This window comes from Vibrio sp. VGrn 2 (genome assembly GCF_009361695.1).
In the GTDB taxonomy this organism is placed as follows: Bacteria; Pseudomonadota; Gammaproteobacteria; order Enterobacterales; family Vibrionaceae; genus Vibrio; species Vibrio diabolicus.
Genome location: NZ_RBWD01000003.1, coordinates 380,522 through 397,853, shown reverse-complemented (window position 1 = coordinate 397,853; position 17,332 = coordinate 380,522). Strand labels below are relative to the sequence as shown.

At 44.5% G+C, this 17,332-nt stretch carries 15 protein-coding genes; 4 read left to right on the top strand and 11 right to left on the bottom strand.

The genetic code is table 11. The annotated features are described in order from the left end of the window. Positions 1-5 precede the first annotated feature (5 nt). Positions 6-620, bottom strand: coding sequence for a tRNA-uridine aminocarboxypropyltransferase (locus D8S93_RS08435; protein WP_152812761.1), 615 nt, complete (start codon positions 618-620; stop codon positions 6-8). Between the two features lie 3 nt (positions 621-623). Between D8S93_RS08435 and rrtA the strand changes: the two genes are divergently transcribed. Then, a complete protein-coding gene (gene rrtA / locus D8S93_RS08430; RefSeq protein ID WP_047009480.1) occupies positions 624-1,175 on the top strand; it encodes a rhombosortase in 552 nt (183 codons plus the stop codon). A gap of 98 nt (positions 1,176-1,273) precedes the next feature. Here the strand turns inward: rrtA and D8S93_RS08425 are convergent, their stop codons facing one another. The 7 genes from D8S93_RS08425 to tig form a co-directional block, all read right to left on the bottom strand. Then, positions 1,274-1,558 carry a ComEA family DNA-binding protein gene (locus D8S93_RS08425; RefSeq protein ID WP_031780151.1) on the bottom strand — a complete coding sequence of 95 codons (285 nt, stop codon included), beginning with the start codon at positions 1,556-1,558 and terminating at the stop codon, positions 1,274-1,276. A 255-nt stretch (positions 1,559-1,813) separates the two neighbouring features. Next, positions 1,814-3,673: a peptidylprolyl isomerase gene (gene ppiD / locus D8S93_RS08420; protein WP_152812759.1), complete on the bottom strand. Its 1,860-nt coding sequence runs from the start codon at positions 3,671-3,673 to the stop codon at positions 1,814-1,816. Between the two features lie 201 nt (positions 3,674-3,874). Beyond that, entirely contained in the window at positions 3,875-4,147 is a 273-nt protein-coding gene (locus tag D8S93_RS08415; RefSeq protein ID WP_005382341.1) for an HU family DNA-binding protein, read from the bottom strand. A gap of 191 nt (positions 4,148-4,338) precedes the next feature. Continuing rightward, positions 4,339-6,690 (bottom strand): endopeptidase La, encoded by a 2,352-nt coding sequence (lon, locus tag D8S93_RS08410; RefSeq protein WP_005390529.1) that lies wholly within the window; start codon positions 6,688-6,690, stop codon positions 4,339-4,341. A gap of 130 nt (positions 6,691-6,820) precedes the next feature. After that, positions 6,821-8,101 carry an ATP-dependent protease ATP-binding subunit ClpX gene (gene clpX, locus D8S93_RS08405; RefSeq protein ID WP_005390528.1) on the bottom strand — a complete coding sequence of 427 codons (1,281 nt, stop codon included), beginning with the start codon at positions 8,099-8,101 and terminating at the stop codon, positions 6,821-6,823. Positions 8,102-8,171: 70 nt separating this feature from the next. Further along, positions 8,172-8,798, bottom strand: a complete 627-nt coding sequence (gene clpP / locus D8S93_RS08400; RefSeq protein ID WP_005382347.1) for an ATP-dependent Clp endopeptidase proteolytic subunit ClpP — start codon at positions 8,796-8,798, stop codon at positions 8,172-8,174. 105 nt (positions 8,799-8,903) lie between these two features. Beyond that, positions 8,904-10,211, bottom strand: coding sequence for a trigger factor (tig, locus tag D8S93_RS08395; protein ID WP_005390526.1), 1,308 nt, complete (start codon positions 10,209-10,211; stop codon positions 8,904-8,906). Between the two features lie 526 nt (positions 10,212-10,737). On the opposite strand from tig, the gene D8S93_RS08385 reads away from it, so the two are divergent. The 3 genes from D8S93_RS08385 to D8S93_RS25000 all read left to right on the top strand — a co-directional run bounded on the left by D8S93_RS08385 (position 10,738) and on the right by D8S93_RS25000 (position 14,146). Then, on the top strand, positions 10,738-12,543 hold the full coding sequence (locus tag D8S93_RS08385) for a sensor histidine kinase (protein ID WP_152812758.1): 1,806 nt from the start codon (positions 10,738-10,740) through the stop codon (positions 12,541-12,543). Between the two features lie 4 nt (positions 12,544-12,547). After that, positions 12,548-13,885 (top strand): sigma-54-dependent transcriptional regulator, encoded by a 1,338-nt coding sequence (locus D8S93_RS08380; protein WP_005390512.1) that lies wholly within the window; start codon positions 12,548-12,550, stop codon positions 13,883-13,885. Between the two features lie 78 nt (positions 13,886-13,963). Next, positions 13,964-14,146: a hypothetical protein gene (locus D8S93_RS25000; RefSeq protein WP_041853050.1), complete on the top strand. Its 183-nt coding sequence runs from the start codon at positions 13,964-13,966 to the stop codon at positions 14,144-14,146. Between the two features lie 42 nt (positions 14,147-14,188). Here the strand turns inward: D8S93_RS25000 and D8S93_RS08370 are convergent, their stop codons facing one another. The 3 genes from D8S93_RS08370 to D8S93_RS08360 form a co-directional block, all read right to left on the bottom strand. After that, positions 14,189-15,550: a TRAP transporter large permease gene (locus D8S93_RS08370; protein WP_053807126.1), complete on the bottom strand. Its 1,362-nt coding sequence runs from the start codon at positions 15,548-15,550 to the stop codon at positions 14,189-14,191. 3 nt (positions 15,551-15,553) lie between these two features. Then, positions 15,554-16,228 carry a TRAP transporter small permease gene (locus tag D8S93_RS08365; RefSeq protein WP_005390505.1) on the bottom strand — a complete coding sequence of 225 codons (675 nt, stop codon included), beginning with the start codon at positions 16,226-16,228 and terminating at the stop codon, positions 15,554-15,556. Between the two features lie 70 nt (positions 16,229-16,298). Continuing rightward, entirely contained in the window at positions 16,299-17,297 is a 999-nt protein-coding gene (locus tag D8S93_RS08360) for a TRAP transporter substrate-binding protein (RefSeq protein ID WP_005390503.1), read from the bottom strand. Positions 17,298-17,332 lie beyond the last annotated feature (35 nt).

The window sequence follows — 17,332 nt, the reverse complement described above, 5'->3', positions numbered from 1 at the left end:
CACACTCAACCTTTCAAGTAATTCTTTTCAAATACGCCCGGCGGCATCTGGGCGATTTGGAATTCGATCATCTTTTCAAAGGCATGCATAAGCGGTGTAAAGTCTCTCTCGGGTTCAAGCAAACGAAGCGAATGATAACCCGCCTCGACTGTCGATAAGCTATTCTCAGAGGGCGCCTTACGAATGGTGTAATGCCCGTGCAATTGCTTCGGTAATTGCACGGTTGGGAGTGGATGTAAATTGCTAGAAAGCTGCCACATTTTGTACGCTTTTTTCCACGTTCCATCGAGCAAAACCAAACGTATTTTCTTAGATACACTACGGCTCACTTGATTGATTTCAGAGATGCATCGTGACTGTTCCGATGGGTAAAGAACAAAATGTTGATATGATTCATCCGCCAACAAGTGATTTAAGACATCATCACCAGAAAAGTCCTCTCCTATCAGACAAATACAGTTATCTAAACTCAAATTGAGAATCCGTGCCGTACCAAGCGGACGATGTTCTTCACTCGTGTGCTGAAGAATGATAAGTTCTACCTCGCTTGCCAACGGTACAATCCATTGGCAAATACACGCTTTTTGCGATTTTCCACAACGAGAACAATAACGAGACATAGAGTGAACCTTTATACCTTGCTGAGTATTATCAGCGTGATCTGTTTGATACTTCAATTCGAACCAATGGCAAGCCTAACCGAGTGGCACAGCTACAATATACGCCATGGCGAATGGTGGCGAATCGTAACAGGAAATCTCACACATACCAACTTTGCGCACTTAGGGATGAACTTGGCAGGATTGTGGATCATTACTTTTATTTTTCGTCCAAGCACTCGCAACTTCCTTATCGTTTTCTCACTCTTGTGCGCATTTGTTGGCGCAATGAATTTATTTACCAACATGTCGGTGTACGTGGGATTATCTGGCGTACTACACGGACTATTTGGATTCTGGGCACTCAGAGAAGTCTTTGAAAGCAGAAGAAGCAGCCTGTTGTTGGTCGGCGGGCTTATTGCCAAAGTAGCATGGGAGCAGATCTATGGTCCATCCAGCAGCACTGCTGCGCTTATCGGCGCAAACGTTGCTATTGATGCTCATTTATTTGGTGCGTTCGGTGGGTTAACAATGGCTCTAATGGAAAAAGGTTTTCGCCGTCGTTTATTCGGATAAAAAATCCCGAACCACGAAAGAGGGGTTGGTTCGGGAAAGCAGTAATAGGGAAACAGATATTGTTCTGAATTCAGACTCAATATCTGAAATACATCAAGCTACAGTAAAATGCGGTCTTCGTTTTTCTTAACTGTCGCTTCACCAATGCCTTTTACGCTCTTCAAATCTGCTGCTGTTTTAAAAGGGCCATGCTCCTCGCGGTAGTCCACGATACTCTGCGCTTTCTTCTCACCAATACCTTTCAACATGGTCGCTATTTCTTCAGCAGAGGCCGTGTTGATATTTACGGTAATTTCAATTCCTTCATATTTGTCAGTGGCTGAATCCGCAGCCATGCTAAAAGGCGCAAAAACAAATAAGCACAATGTCAAAATCCATTTCATATTGAACATACAATCTCCAAAATAGTAGGCTAAAACCAGTCATCGGGAGCAAGTCACTACCAAGTTCGTAGTGAAAAGCAACGTGATTATGCATTTAACAAACTTAGATGACCCGATATTCGCAATGACTGGTATCACTTAAACGCGCACTAATTTAAGTAATGCTTATTGATGATTGAAGTTAATAAAGACAAAAATAAAACGGACCGCTTATGCGGTCCGTTTTAGTTAACATGCAAATTACACTAATTGTGCTTAGTTGCTCACAATAAAGTACTCAATGTCAGTGTTTGCGCGCAGTACAGCTAGCACAGAGGATAGGTCTTGCTGAGAAGATGCTCGCTGCATTTGCATCGCAACTTGCTCTTCTAACTCACTATCTAGCTCAGCATTTACAGCATCAAGCTCGATGATAACAATGTTACCTTCAAGATCTTTAGACTGACCATATACTGGCTTGCCATCGACTGGTTTTGCCATCGCGAATACCGTTGTTGCCAACGGAGAACGGCGATCTACTGTCTCTTGTTCACCAAATGCAAGGTTGTTTTCAGTAAGCACATCTGTCTTACCTTCTTTCAATGCAGCAACAACCTGTGTACCAAGTTCCATCGCATCTTGCTCACCCTTAACGCGAGAAAGCTCTGCAATAACCTGATCTTTCACTTCTTCTAGTGGAAGAACCGTCTCATCACGTGCATCTTCAACACGAACAACAATAATATGTTCAGGTGCAACTTCGATAGCTTCAGAGTTTAAGCCATCTTCTTTTACTTCAGGGCTAAGGATTGCTTGCATTACCGCAGGGTTACGAAGCACTTCAGGTGCGTCAACCTGAGAAATAAAGTCCGTTGTCTTCACTTCTTGGTTAACGGCTTGAGAAGCGTCATACAATGAGTCTGGGTATTCAAACGCTACGCGCTCAAGCTCGCTTTGTAGCTCGTAGAATTGATCAACTGCTTGTTGGTCAACCATTTCTTGTTTTATTTCAGCGGCTACTTCTTCAAATGGCTTCGCCACAGAGTCTTTTAGCTCTTCAAGCTTGATAATATGGTAACCAAAGTCCGACTTTACTAGACCCGACGTATCGCCTGGATTCTTCAACGCGAATGCCGCTTCTTCAAAAGCAGGGTCCATCACATCACGCTCAATCCAACCTAAGTCACCGCCGTTTTCAGCGCTGCCAAAATCGTCAGATTTCTCTTGAGCAAGCGTTGCAAAGTCTGCACCCGCATTTAGCTCATCTAGGATAGCCTGCGCTTTTGCTTCATCGTCCCCTTCTACAAGAATATGAGCGACACGGCGCTGCTCTTCTGAAGAGTATTTGCTTAAGTGCTCATCGTAGTACTTTTTCACCTCAGCATCAGAAACATTAACTTGTTCCTTTAGCGCTTCAGCAGACAGTTCGATATAAGCGACTTTTACCTGCTCTGGGCGAGTAAAGTTGTCAGGGTTTGCTTTGTAGTACTGTTGAATTTCTTCGTCAGTCAATTCAATGTTTTTCGCAAACTCTGCTAAGTCGATTTTAATCGTGCGAATATCACGAGTTTGAGTAAACAGCTTACCTTCTGCCTGTACTTCACCTGGCAGAATAAATTCACTGTTTTGTAGTGCATTCAGCAGTTGTTCACGAACCAATTCACGACGCATGTACTCAGCAAAAGAGTCTGGCGAAAAGCCTGCACGACGCAGAGAAGCTTGATAGATCTCTTGATCGAACTGACCATTAGATTGGAATTGAGGCATGTCTAGAATCATGCTGCGAACTTGGGTGTCGCTGATTCGCAGACCTAAAGCTTCTGCTTGTTGGTCAAGCAACACGTCATTGATCATTCGATCTAAAACGGATTTGCGGAAAGATTCAACATATGCAGGGTCAGCCAGCATTTGAGAGAAGTAGTCACCCAACTGAGCTTGCATACGGTTACGCTCATTTTGGTATGCCATCTCGAACTCACCACGAGGAATCTCAGTGTTACCGACTTTCGCTGCAGAGTTGTTGTTACCACTAACGATGTAGCTACCCACACCTGCAAATACGAAAGACAGGATGATAAGCCCAAGGATAATTTTGACCGCGATGCTATTCACGCCTTCGCGTAGTCGATCCATCATAATTTAACTGCTCTCCACAATTGAAGCCTACTGCTTCTATCTAATAGAAATAATGGCGCAATAATATCAGAAAAAGAAATGCGCATCAGTATGATGCGCATAATTTAAGAAAGTTCGGCTCGAAGTTTGTAAATTTTTGTTCGAAACTTATTGTTTGAGCAAAAGTTAAGCAAATGGCCGGTTACAGAATTAACGCTGTGATTAGTTACAAGCGTCTTTCAGTGCTTTACCAGCTTTAAAAGCTGGTACTTTTGCTTCTGCGATTTGGATTTCTTCACCAGTTTTTGGGTTACGACCAGTACGTGCAGCACGAGTACGAACGCTGAATGTACCAAAGCCAACTAGAGCAACTTGATCACCAGACTGAAGAGTACCGCTTACTGCTTCGATGAATGCATCTAGAGCACGACCCGCTGACGCTTTAGAAATGTCTGCATTTTCTGCGATTTGTTCTACTAACTGAGTTTTATTCACTGTAATTTCCCCTTTGTGTCATCTGTGATTATTTTTGTGATGACTTTCGTTCCATTGTTAAGAAAATATGCTCCATCCCTTATTCGTCAAGGGCTGGCAGCTATCGAAACTAACTTAGCGCCCAAAAAAAACGCTGACAAGCCTTTTTAGACTTATCAGCGTAAACTTTTACTTATTTTTGCTGCACATCACTATTTTTGAGACTCAAACTCAACGCCCGTCGGGTCTCGCTCTAGTGCGACTTTCAGTACTTCATCAATCCACTGTACAGGGATGACTTCCAGATCAGCGATAACATTATCAGGAATCTCTTCCAAATCACGCTCGTTGTCTTTTGGAATTAGCACAGTCTTAATGCCGCCACGGTGTGCCGCAAGTAACTTCTCTTTTAGGCCACCGATAGGTAGGACTTCACCACGCAGTGTGATTTCACCCGTCATCGCTACCTCTGCTTTCACAGGATTACCTGTCAGAGCAGAAACCAAGGCAGTACACATTGCAGTACCCGCACTTGGGCCATCTTTTGGCGTCGCGCCTTCAGGTACGTGCACGTGAATATCTTTCTTCTCGTAGAAGTCAGTATTGATACCCAGTTTTTCTGCACGAGAGCGAACTACTGTCATTGCGGCTTGGATAGACTCTTGCATCACGTCACCAAGAGAGCCCGTTTGCGTCAGCTTACCTTTACCTGGCATGGATTGAGTTTCAATCGTTAGCAGGTCGCCACCCACTTCTGTCCAAGCAAGACCTGTCACTTGACCAATTCGGTTACTTTCATCCGCTTTACCGTAATCGAAACGTTGAACACCCAAGTACTCTTTTAGGTTGTCCATCGTTACCGTGACTGACTTGATGTCTTTATCCAGCAAGATGTTCTTCACGGCTTTACGGCAGATCTTAGAGATCTCACGTTCTAAGTTACGTACACCCGCTTCACGAGTGTAATAACGGATGATGCCAATAATTGCAGAGTCTTCAATGATGATCTCATCTGGTTTTAGACCATTGCGCTTCACTTGCTTATCAACAAGGTGACGTTTTGCAATGTTCAGCTTCTCGTCTTCGGTGTAACCAGATAAACGAATAACTTCCATACGGTCTAACAATGGACCTGGAATGTTCATCGAGTTCGACGTTGCAACGAACATAACGTCAGAAAGGTCGTAATCCACTTCTAAGTAGTGATCGTTGAACGAGTTATTCTGTTCAGGATCAAGTACTTCTAGTAGCGCTGATGCCGGATCGCCACGCATATCTGAAGACATTTTGTCGATTTCGTCCAATAAGAACAATGGGTTCTTCACGCCAACTTTCGACATCTTCTGGATTAATTTACCTGGCAATGAGCCAATGTAAGTACGACGGTGACCGCGGATTTCTGCTTCATCACGTACACCACCCAGCGCCATACGAACGTACTTACGACCTGTAGCAGAAGCAATTGAACGACCAAGAGACGTTTTACCCACACCTGGAGGACCAACAAGACAAAGGATTGGACCTTTTAACTTATTGATTCGGTTTTGAACCGCCAAGTATTCAAGAATACGCTCTTTTACGCGCTCTAGACCGTAGTGGTCTTCATTAAGAATCTCTTCTGCTTTCGCTAAATTTTTCTTAACTTTTGAGCGTTTAGCCCAAGGCACGCTGACCATCCAATCGATGTAGCTACGAACCACTGTTGCTTCGGCAGACATTGGAGACATCATCTTAAGCTTTTGCAGCTCTTGCTCAGTCTTTTCACGTGCCTCTTGAGGCATTTTTGATTCGTCAATCTTCTTCTGCAGCGTTTCGAACTCGTCTGGTGCGTCTTCCATCTCACCAAGTTCTTTCTGAATCGCTTTCATTTGCTCATTCAGATAGTACTCACGCTGAGATTTTTCCATTTGCTTTTTAACGCGACCACGAATACGTTTTTCAACTTGCAGCAAATCGATCTCTGATTCCATCTGGCCCATTAGGAATTCCAGACGCTCAGTGACATCAACAATTTCAAGTACTTGCTGCTTATCCACCAGCTTCAACGGCATATGAGCTGCAATGGTATCCGCTAAGCGTGCTGCTTCGTCGATACCGTTGAGTGAGGTTAAAACTTCTGGTGGAATCTTCTTGTTTAGCTTAATGAAGCCTTCAAACTGATTAATCGCACTGCGAACAATCACTTCTTGCTCACGCTCATCCAATTCTGGCGTAACCACAAATTCCGCTTCCGCTAGGAAGAAGTCACTCTCTTTAAAGTGATTAATTTTCGCACGTTGCTGGCCTTCAACCAGTACTTTTACTGTGCCATCCGGAAGCTTCAGTAGCTGGAGAATGGTGGCTACCGTACCTACTTCAAATAGGTCGTCAACCGTAGGCTCATCAGTATCAGCTTGCTTTTGTGCCACAAGAAGAACTTGTTTGTTGGTTTCCATCGCCGTTTCTAAACAGCTAATCGATTTCTCACGACCAACAAACAATGGAATAACCATGTGCGGGTAGACCACTACGTCACGTAGAGGTAGTACCGGGATCTCGATACGCTCGGAACGTTCCAAGTTCATATAATTCTCTCTTCCGCTTTCACGTTTACGTATTACTTATCGATTTATATGGGGGCTAATTGTTTGGATTCAATAAGAGAAATAAAAAAAAGGAGGTAATTACTTACCTCCTTTTTCATTACGGCTGAATTTATTCTGCTCCAGCGGCCTGATTGTCTGAGTTGCTATAAATAAGCAATGGCTCTGACTCACCATTGATGACGGACTCATCAATCACGACCTTACTTACGTCTGTCGCAGATGGCAGTTCGTACATGGTTTCCAGTAATACGCCTTCAAGGATCGAGCGTAAACCACGAGCACCTGTTTTACGCTCCATTGCTTTCTTAGCGATAGCGCGCAGCGCATCTTCTCGGAACTCAAGTTCAGCGTTTTCAAGCTCAAACAATGCTGCGTATTGCTTGGTTAATGCGTTCTTCGGTTCACATAGGATCTGAATCAACGCTTCTTCATCAAGCTCAGTCAGTGTTGTTGTCACAGGAAGACGACCAATGAATTCTGGAATGAGTCCGTACTTCACTAGATCCTCAGGCTCAACCTGAGTAAATAGCTCACCCACGGTCTTCGATTCGTTTTTAGAACGAACTTCAGCACCGAAGCCAATACCTGTACCTGTTGCAACACGCTGCTCAATCACCTTATCTAGGCCAGCAAATGCACCACCACAGATGAACAGGATCTTCGACGTGTCCACTTGTAGGAATTCTTGCTGAGGGTGCTTACGACCACCTTGAGGTGGAACCGATGCAACCGTACCTTCGATAAGTTTTAGTAGCGCCTGCTGAACACCTTCACCAGATACGTCACGCGTAATAGATGGGTTTTCAGCTTTGCGTGAAATTTTATCAATTTCATCAATGTAAACGATGCCGCGTTCAGCTTTAGCTACATCGTAATCACATTTTTGCAGAAGCTTTTGGATGATGTTTTCAACGTCTTCACCCACATAACCAGCCTCGGTTAGTGTGGTTGCGTCTGCCATTGTAAATGGCACATCCAAGAATCGAGCTAATGTCTCAGCAAGTAGTGTTTTACCGCTACCTGTTGGGCCAATTAGAAGGATGTTACTTTTACCAAGCTCCACACCTTCACTCGTTGTATCACCATTGCGTAAACGCTTGTAGTGGTTATATACCGCAACTGCGAGCACTTTTTTCGCGTAATCTTGCCCGATCACATAGTCATCAAGGTGTTCACGGATCTGTTTTGGCGTTGGTAACGCTTCAGATTCTTTCTTAGGGAGAACATCCTTGATTTCTTCGCGAATAATATCGTTACATAAGTCGACACACTCGTCGCAAATGTACACTGACGGACCTGCGATTAGCTTGCGAACTTCGTGCTGACTTTTGCCGCAGAAAGAACAGTACAGCAATTTACCGCTGCCACTTTCTTTGCTTTTATCTGTCATTCGCTAACCTCTTAGCCTTTACTCTTCATGAATGAGTGTATATCAATTTTTGCCAAAATGCGCTGGCTAATTACTCGCCGCGGTGGCTTAACACTGCATCCACGATACCGTATTCCACAGCCTGCTCTGATGACATGAAGTTATCACGATCAGTATCGCGCTCAATGACTTCAAGAGGTTGGCCAGTATGTTCTGCTAACAACTTGTTTAGCTTCTGCTTAATGGTCAGAATTTCCTGAGCATGGATTTGGATATCAGAAGCTTGACCCTGGAAACCACCCAATGGTTGGTGGATCATTACACGAGAGTTAGGCAGTACGTAACGCTTACCTGGCGCACCACCCGCTAACAGGAAGGCACCCATTGAACATGCTTGACCCATACATACAGTGCTAACATTTGGCTTAATAAACTGCATAGTATCGTAGATAGACATACCAGCTGTTACGCTGCCACCTGGCGAGTTGATGTATAGGAAAATATCTTTATCTGGATTTTCAGATTCTAGGAAAAGTAGCTGAGCCACGACAAGGTTTGCCATGTGGTCTTCCACTTGACCCGTTAAAAAAATCACGCGCTCTTTCAGCAGACGTGAGTAGATGTCGTAAGAGCGTTCGCCGCGGGAAGTTTGTTCAACCACCATTGGTACTAGCGCGTCCATAATTGGCGACATTGCATTTTTTTCTTGGTAGCTCATATTCTTATGTCCCTAAAATAAATGGCCCGGATGATGACTATCATACGGACCATTGTTAGCAGAATAGTTAACGTTAAGTCAACCTTCTACGCAAGATATTGCTTATTAAGCAGCAGGTTGTTGTTGGTTAAGTAGCTCGTTGAAGCCTACTTCTTTCTCAGAAACCTGTGCTTTAGCGATGATCGCGTCGATTGCTTGCTCTTCTAGAGCTACATTGCGCATGTTGTTCATCATTTCTTCGTTTTGCTCGTAGTAAGCAATAACTTCTGATGGATCTTCGTATGCAGTAGCCATTTCTTCAATTAGAGCTTTAACTTTCTCGTCGTCCGCTTTTAGCTCTTCAGACTTGATTACTTCACCTAGTAGAAGACCAACTACTACGCGACGTTTAGCTTGCTCTTCGAACAGCTCACGTGGAAGCTGAGCAGCAGCTTCTGGGTTACCACCGAAGCGTTGTGCAGCTTGTTGACGTAGAACTTGAATTTCTTGCTCGATAAGCGCTGATGGTACGTTGATGTCGTTTTGCTCAACTAGACCGTCAATCGCTTGCTCTTTGATGCGGTTCTTAACAGCTTGCTTAAGCTCGCGTTCCATGTTTTTACGAACTTCAGCTTTAAGTGCTTCAACACCGCCTTCAACAACACCGAACTTAGCAACGAACTCGTCGTTTAGTTCTGGTAGTTCACGAGCTTCAACTTTGTTCACTTTGATTGCGAACTTAGCTGCTTTACCTTTTAGGTTTTCAGCGTGGTAATCTTCTGGGAAAGTCACATCGATGTCGAATTCCATACCTGCAGTTTTACCTGCGATACCGTCTTCGAAACCAGGAATCATGCGACCAGCGCCCATTTCTAGTGGGAAGTTCTCAGCTTTACCGCCCTCGAATTCTTCACCGTCGATAGAACCAACGAAGTCAATGCTTACGCGTTTGCCATCTTCTGCTGCTTCTTCAACTTCAACCCAAGTAGCTTGTTGCTTACGTAGAGTATCGATCATCTCTTCTACGTCTGCGTCTTTAACTTCAGTTAGCGGTTTTTCAACAGTGATGTTTTCTAGGCCTTTAAGCTCAACTTCTGGGTAAACTTCAAAAGTTGCAGTGAAAACTAGGTCTGAACCTTCTTTGTTTTCTACAGGAGCGAAAGTTGGAGCGCCAGCTGGGTTGATTTTCTCTTTAACGATAGCTTCGATGAAGTGGCGTTGCATAACTTCACCAAGAACGTCTTGACGTACTGCTTTGCCGTACATCTTAGCAACCATTTTTAGAGGCACTTTACCCTTACGGAAACCATCGAAACGACGGTTTTTAGCGATGTTGCGTAGTTCAGCTGTTACAGCGTCTTCGATGTTTGCAGCTGGAACAGTAATGTTTAGACGGCGCTCTAGGCCCTCTAGCGTTTCAACAGTAACTTGCATTATATATAAACCTCTAAAGTGGCTCGGTTTTCCGAGCGTATGAGCGAAACTCAGCGGAGCTTACGCTTCATCCTTGTGTAGTGTTCTGTCCGAACACCTAATTTAAATCGAGTATCGATACTGTTTGTCAGTACCGGACTAATCAGTGATATCTTCGATAAAATTACCAAAGGTATCTCCTATTAGCCTCAGGACAGAATTTTTAGACGCGACATTCTAGCGATCTGTCGCAACCCTGTCGAGCCAATAGCCACTATGTGGACATTGTCTGCGCTAAATTCTCGAATGCTGACCCATTTTTTCTTCAAAAATGCGATTCAAACACCGTCTAAGTATCGTCAGCATATCTAGAATGGGGACAATAGCGACTTTTTCAAGAGAATCGACCGGTTTTTTTATCGAAAAGCCTAAAAAGAGATCTTGCTCTTGTTTTACTCCACAGAGTTGAAAACTAAATCCCTAATCCTCCCTACAAACTATTAACATTTTCTTACGTGACCAAAGGAAAGGTTTAAGGAGTGTAAGGATGTCGCAAAAAAACCGGATTCTGCTGACTTTTTTTGCCTTCTATTTCCTTTGCGCAATCATAGGTGGTCATTGGGTTTGGCAGACTAGTTATCAATCATTGCTTGATAAACACCAGTCCCAACTTGAGCAATTTTCTAGTCATATTAAAAACAAACTCGATAAATACGCCCATATCCCTAACCTTCTGGCCAAAGATGACCCTCTCCATCAAGCGTTACTGCATCCAAATAACAGTGCCCAACTGGAACTCACCAATCGGTATTTAGAATCCGTTAATGACGTGATTGAAGCGGCAGATACCTATTTAATCGATCAATGGGGTACGACGGTCGCGGCCAGCAACTGGCGTAAAGAGCGATCTTTTCTTGGACGAAATTTTGCGTTCCGCCCTTATTTCAAACAAGCAATCGTTGGGGAACGAAGCCAATACTACGCGCTGGGTTCGACTTCGGGTAAGCGTGGCTACTACTATTCTTATCCGATCATATATGCGGGCGGCGTCCTTGGTGTGGTCGTGGTTAAGATGGACTTGAGTAAGATAGAAGACAACTGGCAGCAGCCAAATAGTGTGTTCGTCGCGAGCGATCCGCACGGGATTGTTTTCATGAGCAGCCGAAGTGATTGGCTACTCAAAAGCTTACAACCACTGACTGAGAATGAAAGAAAACAAGTTTGGGCAAGCCGACAATACCTTGATGAGCCAATTGAAACTCTAGGACTGGTGGGCAATGTGGAGGAAACGCATTCTGAGCTAAAACAAGGTTACCCATATAACAAAGGGACCTTGGTGGTCTCTTCGTTGCCCCTACCAGAGCTCAAGCTGACCATCCGTGTACTATCTCCTAAGCAGTCTATCGTCTGGCTCACAATGGGTTACATTTTTGTACTTACTCTTGCATTCACCGTGTTGTTTTTAATTGGCCAGCTCATCTATCACCGTCAACAACGCCACTTACAACTTGAGAGAATTCAGCAAGAGGCCAATCAAAAACTTGAATATCAAGTCATGGCTCGCACCGCAGAATTGCAAGCAGAAATCGCCCAGAGAATAGAAACCGAACAAACACTTCGCCTAACGCAAGACGAACTCGTTCAAGCTGCGAAACTAGCAGTATTAGGGCAAATGTCAGCCAGTATCAGTCATGAACTGAATAATCCACTTGCGGCCATTCGCAGCTTTGCTGAAAACGGCAAGCTGTTCCTCCAAAAAGAAAAATATGAGCGAGTGGAAGATAATCTAACTCGCATCTCAGCCCTCACTGATCGTATGGCAAACATCAGTCAGCAGCTTCGTTCTTTCGCTAAAAAAACCAGTGGAAACGAGCTGGCTCAATCTCGTTTGTTTCCAGTAATTGCCTCAGTCAAAGAGCTGATGAAACCCGCACTTAAATCTGCACGTGTCACGCTAGAAACGCAGGTACCAGAGCACGATGTTGAAGTTCAGATCAATATCATTCAACTTGAACAAGTGTTGGTTAATTTGCTGACCAATGCGATAGAGGCTCTCAAAGAGCAACAAGACAAACAAGTACAGTTATCCGTAGAGCAAGACGAACATGCCGGTTTGGTTTGGATTCATGTAGATGACAATGGTCCAGGGCTTGGAGATTTCTCACTTTCGGACTTATGTGAGCCTTTCCTAACTACCAAACAAAATGGGTTAGGTTTAGGACTCTCTATCTCGCAACAAATCTTAGCCAGTATGAACGGAAGATTATGTGCCCAAAATCGAGAACAAGGCGGAGCTCGATTTTCATTGTGTTTACCTATCGCTCCTAACAACACAGAACAATCAAAAGGATGAGATCATGTGTCAGGTGTTTTTTATTGATGATGAAGCCGATCTTAGACTGGCAATAGAACAAACGTTTGAATTGGCAGATATCGATGCCACATTCTTTCCAGACGCTGAATCTGCCTTACTCGCCATTAAGCAGGGAGCCGAGCCAGGTGTGGTGATTACCGATATTTGCTTACCCGGTATTTCAGGGATGGATTTACTGAATACCCTTGTACGAAAAGACACCCATCTTCCCGTGATTATGATTACTGGTCATGGCGATATCTCAATGGCAGTTAATGCGTTACACCAAGGAGCGTATGATTTTATCGAAAAGCCATTCCCACCTGAGCACCTAGTTGAAACCGTCAAGCGCGCCATTGAGAAGCGCCAATTAACGGTTGAAAACGAGAAGTTACGCCTGTCTCTCAAGGCAAGTAAAACGCTCGGACCTCGTGTTATCGGAGAAACGTCTAGCATTCAAATGTTACGCGAAACCATTGCTCACATCGCCGATACTGATGCAGATATCTTATTGTTTGGCGAGACTGGTACAGGTAAAGAGTTAATCGCCCGCTCTTTGCATGAGCAAAGCTCTCGACGGAACCAAAACTTTGTCGCAGTAAATTGTGGTGCAGTACCAGAGAATTTGATTGAGAGCGAACTCTACGGGCATGAAAAAGGCGCATTTACTGGCGCAGAAAGCCGCCGTATCGGTAAATTTGAATTTGCTCAAGGCGGTACACTTTTCTTGGATGAAATCGAGTCAATGCCAATCCAAGCCCAAATCCGTTTACTGAGAGTACTGCAAGAGCGTGTGATTGAGCGTGTCGGCTCGAATGAACTCTTGCCCTTAGATATTCGAGTAATTGCCGCAACCAAAGTCGATTTGAAACGCGCTGCTGAAGAGGGAACCTTTCGCCAAGATCTTTACTATCGACTGAATGTGGTTACCTTAGATCTCCCGCCACTGCGTGAACGGAAAGAAGACATCCCTGCCCTCTTCCATCATTTCCTATTGGTAGCGGCTTCACGTTACGGTAAAAGCTCTCCTAGCTTGTCATCCCACGACCTCGCCCAACTGATGAACCATGACTGGCCAGGCAATGTTCGCGAGCTAAGAAATGCAGCAGAGCGTTTCGTGCTATTGGGTAAATTAATTCAGTTAGGAGAATCGACTCCAGTTGCCAAGCCTTCTTCAAGTCTTGCAGAACAAGTAGCAGAGTTCGAGAGAGCAGCCATTGAAGGCGCATTACTGGAAAATAACGGCAGCATTAAACAGACAATGGCGCAATTGAATGTGCCTCGAAAAACTCTGTATGACAAAATGCAACGCTATCAAATAGATAAAGAGCTCTATAAATAAAACGATTCTCAAGGATTGGTATTATATCCAACTTGAATCATAATTTTTAATAACTGATTCATCATGGTTGTTACGGATATGAACGAGAAAGTGAGAATACCGATCATTACAGATACCGTGATGGTAGACGGGCAATATCAAGAAGAGAGACGTTCAGGCGAGGAGCGGCGCAAGAATAAAAAGAAGTGGCGAAGCTACGAGCGGCGAGTCCACCCAGACCCTCGTAGGCCTAGCTACAAACCCATAGACGAAGAGGTGTGAATCATCACACCTCTTTTGTTTTTCTTCAAATATCTGGTGCCATTACTTAGTAATGATTTCTGGCCCCATCAAGGTCGTTGGTAACCAAGTCGACACCCATGGCACGTACGTTACAATAATGAGGAATAGGAACATCACCGCCACCCATGGCAGTGCGGCTTTTACTACATTCATCATCGACATTTTGGCGACACCTGCAGTAACAAACAAGTTAAGCCCAACAGGTGGTGTTATCATACCTATCTCCATATTCACCACCATCATAATACCTAAGTGAATTGGATCGATCCCCAGTGCTATCGCAATTGGGAACACCAGTGGTGCAACAATGATCAATAAGCCTGATGGCTCCATAAACTGACCACCAATCAACAGCAATACGTTCACCACAATCAAGAAGGTGATTGGTCCTAGACCAGCTGACATCATCGACTCTGTGATCATTTGCGGGATGCGTTCTTCCGTGAGAACGTGCTTCAAAATTAACGCATTGGCAATAATGAAAAGCAGCATGATGGTGAGTTTACCCGCTTCATACAGCGTGTGTTTGGTGTCTTTATGAACGAAGGTTTGGAAGATTTTAACGAGCGCAGGTTTAGTGTTTTTATTGTCTGCAAATGGCCCCATGTCTTTGTATACAAAGTTGGCAATAAAGAACGAGTACACAGCAGCAACCGCAGCGGCTTCTGTTGGGGTGAAAATACCGCCATAAATACCACCGAGAATGATCACCACCAGCAACAAGCCCCAGCTTGCATCCTTAGCTGCATCAAACGTCTCTTTCCAACCGACAAATGGTTGTTTTGGCAGGTTCTTAATACGGGCCGCAATATAGATCGCTATCATCAACATGACACCCGCTAGCAAACCGGGAATCACACCACCGAGGAACATACGTCCAACTGATACATCGGTCGCGGCAGCGTAAACCACCATAACGATAGACGGCGGAATCAAAATCCCTAGCGTACCTGCGTTACAAATTACGCCGGCCGCAAACTCTTTTGAGTAACCGTTTTTGATCATACCTGCGATAACGATGCTACCTATGGCAACAACCGTTGCTGGAGATGAACCTGACAGCGCGGCAAACATCATACACGCGACAACCGAAGCCATCGCTAAACCACCACGGAACCAGCCTACAATCGCAATCGCGAAACGAATGATCCGTTTCGCTACACCACCTGTCGACATAAAGCTTGAAGCTAAAATGAAGAATGGAATTGCTAATAGAGTGTAGTGTCCAGCAAATGCATTAAACAACGTTTGAGCAACAGACGCCAAAGACGCATCCGAATGAATCAAAAGGAAAAGAATACTGGAAAGACCCAGAGAAACTGCGATTGGCACGCCGACGAGCATGAAGCCAATCACCATCAAAAATAGAAATAAGATATCCATGGCTTATTGCTCCTTGCTCTTAGAATTGTCTGAGGCCTTTGGAGCCATAAGATCACCGGCATCACTCATCTCTTCTTGAAGCGCCTCTAGCTCTTCTTCTGCTTCATGCCCTGCAATCAGTCGGTCGAGCTTTCCGGTAGCAATTTGCCATGTTGCCTGAGCAAATCTCAGCGTTAGCAACGCCATACCAAGCGGCAAAGCGAAATAAGGAATAAAACGTGGCAGCTTTTCGTAACGCTCTCCCTCGTTTAACCAATCCGCCATAAACTGAAGCATTTCCGGCATTGGAATATCATCCGTTTCATACCACGCTCGGTCTGTGGCGAACGGATACCAGTAGTTCCAAGAGCCAATTAAAAGCAAAATAGAGAAGGCTAAACAGCATATTGCAGCAAATAACGCCAAGGCTTTTCGTTTGCCCTCTGGCACTATGTTGATGATCACATCAACACCAATATGAAAGTGTTTTTTCACACCGTAAGAAGCGCCGACCAACACCATCCATGCGAACATAAAGACGGTGAGCTCAAGCGCCCAAAGAATATTGTCGTTAAAGACATAACGAAAGATGACATTGGCAAAGGTTAACAAGGTCATGGCACCTAAGAAGAAAGCAATCAAAGTCTCTTCAATGGCATCGGTGATTCGTCCAGCCTTGGCAAAAAAAGTCTGTTCCATAATTACATCACGTCGTCTGTAGGGGAAAAGAGCCCCCTCCAATCGAGAGGGCTAAGCGTGCTAGGCGTTATTATTTTTGGTTAGAAGCCAAAGCGGCTTCAATTAGGTCAGAACCAATGTCTTTTTCAAACTTCTTCCATACTGGCTGAAGTGCAGTGACCCATTCTTGGCGCTGCTCTGGCGTTAACGTGCGAACCACACCACCAGCTTCGATGATGTTGTTTTTGTTCGCCAGGTTCACTTTGGTCGACTCAGCATTACGCTGCGCTGTCACCTCTTGGATGATTGTGTTTAGCTGCTCGCGCTGATCGTCTGGTAAGTTTTTCCAGAAGTCGTTTGACGTCACCACTAGGTAATCCAGAATCCCGTGGTTCGTTTCCGTAATGCCATCTTGAACTTCGAAGAACTTTTTGCCGTAGATGTTTGACCAAGTATTTTCTTGACCATCAATAACCTTAGTTTGCAGGCCACCGTACACTTCTTTGAATGACATTTTTTGCGGGTTTGCGCCTAGCTGTTCAAACTGAGCAACGAGAACGTCAGAAGCTTGAACACGGAACTTAAGCCCTTCAGCATCGGCTGGAGAAATGAGCGGCTTGTTGGCTGACATTTGCTTCATGCCATTATGCCAAAACGCAATACCTTGTAGGCCACGTCGTTTCATTGAGTTTTTCAGCTTTTCACCGGCTTCAGAGTTTTGGAAGCGGTCAACAGCGTCGACATCGTCGAATAAGAAAGGCAGATCGAAAAGGCGGTACTTTTTGGTGAATTTCTCAAACTTAGAAAGAGAAGGTGCAGCGAGTTGAACATCACCATTTAGTAGTGCTTCCAACACCTTATCATCATCGTAAAGCGTTGAGTTCGGAAACACCTGCATACAGACTTTACCGTTCATCTCTTCGTTAACGCGTTTTTCAAGTAACGAAGCCGCAATACCTTTTGGGTGTTTGTCCGCGTTCGTTACATGGCTGAACTTGATGACCGTTTCACCTGGGTCACAATTCGCGGCAGCGTTAAAGCTCGTTACAGCAAGCGCAGAGACAGATAGTAGAGTTAGAGGCTTAAACATTATTATTCTCCTTGTTGAATCACATCCCATCCCGT

Coding starts and splice junctions, on each gene's coding strand:
- D8S93_RS08435 (WP_152812761.1), bottom strand. CDS start 620: ATGTCTCGTTATTGTTCTCGTTGTGGAAAATCGCAAAAAGCGTGTATT.
- D8S93_RS08425 (WP_031780151.1), bottom strand. CDS start 1,558: ATGAAATGGATTTTGACATTGTGCTTATTTGTTTTTGCGCCTTTTAGC.
- ppiD (WP_152812759.1), bottom strand. CDS start 3,673: ATGATGGATCGACTACGCGAAGGCGTGAATAGCATCGCGGTCAAAATT.
- lon (WP_005390529.1), bottom strand. CDS start 6,690: ATGAACTTGGAACGTTCCGAGCGTATCGAGATCCCGGTACTACCTCTA.
- clpX (WP_005390528.1), bottom strand. CDS start 8,101: ATGACAGATAAAAGCAAAGAAAGTGGCAGCGGTAAATTGCTGTACTGT.
- clpP (WP_005382347.1), bottom strand. CDS start 8,798: ATGAGCTACCAAGAAAAAAATGCAATGTCGCCAATTATGGACGCGCTA.
- tig (WP_005390526.1), bottom strand. CDS start 10,211: ATGCAAGTTACTGTTGAAACGCTAGAGGGCCTAGAGCGCCGTCTAAAC.
- D8S93_RS08385 (WP_152812758.1), top strand. CDS start 10,738: ATGTCGCAAAAAAACCGGATTCTGCTGACTTTTTTTGCCTTCTATTTC.
- D8S93_RS08380 (WP_005390512.1), top strand. CDS start 12,548: ATGTGTCAGGTGTTTTTTATTGATGATGAAGCCGATCTTAGACTGGCA.
- D8S93_RS25000 (WP_041853050.1), top strand. CDS start 13,964: ATGAACGAGAAAGTGAGAATACCGATCATTACAGATACCGTGATGGTA.
- D8S93_RS08370 (WP_053807126.1), bottom strand. CDS start 15,550: ATGGATATCTTATTTCTATTTTTGATGGTGATTGGCTTCATGCTCGTC.
- D8S93_RS08365 (WP_005390505.1), bottom strand. CDS start 16,228: ATGGAACAGACTTTTTTTGCCAAGGCTGGACGAATCACCGATGCCATT.
- D8S93_RS08360 (WP_005390503.1), bottom strand. CDS start 17,297: ATGTTTAAGCCTCTAACTCTACTATCTGTCTCTGCGCTTGCTGTAACG.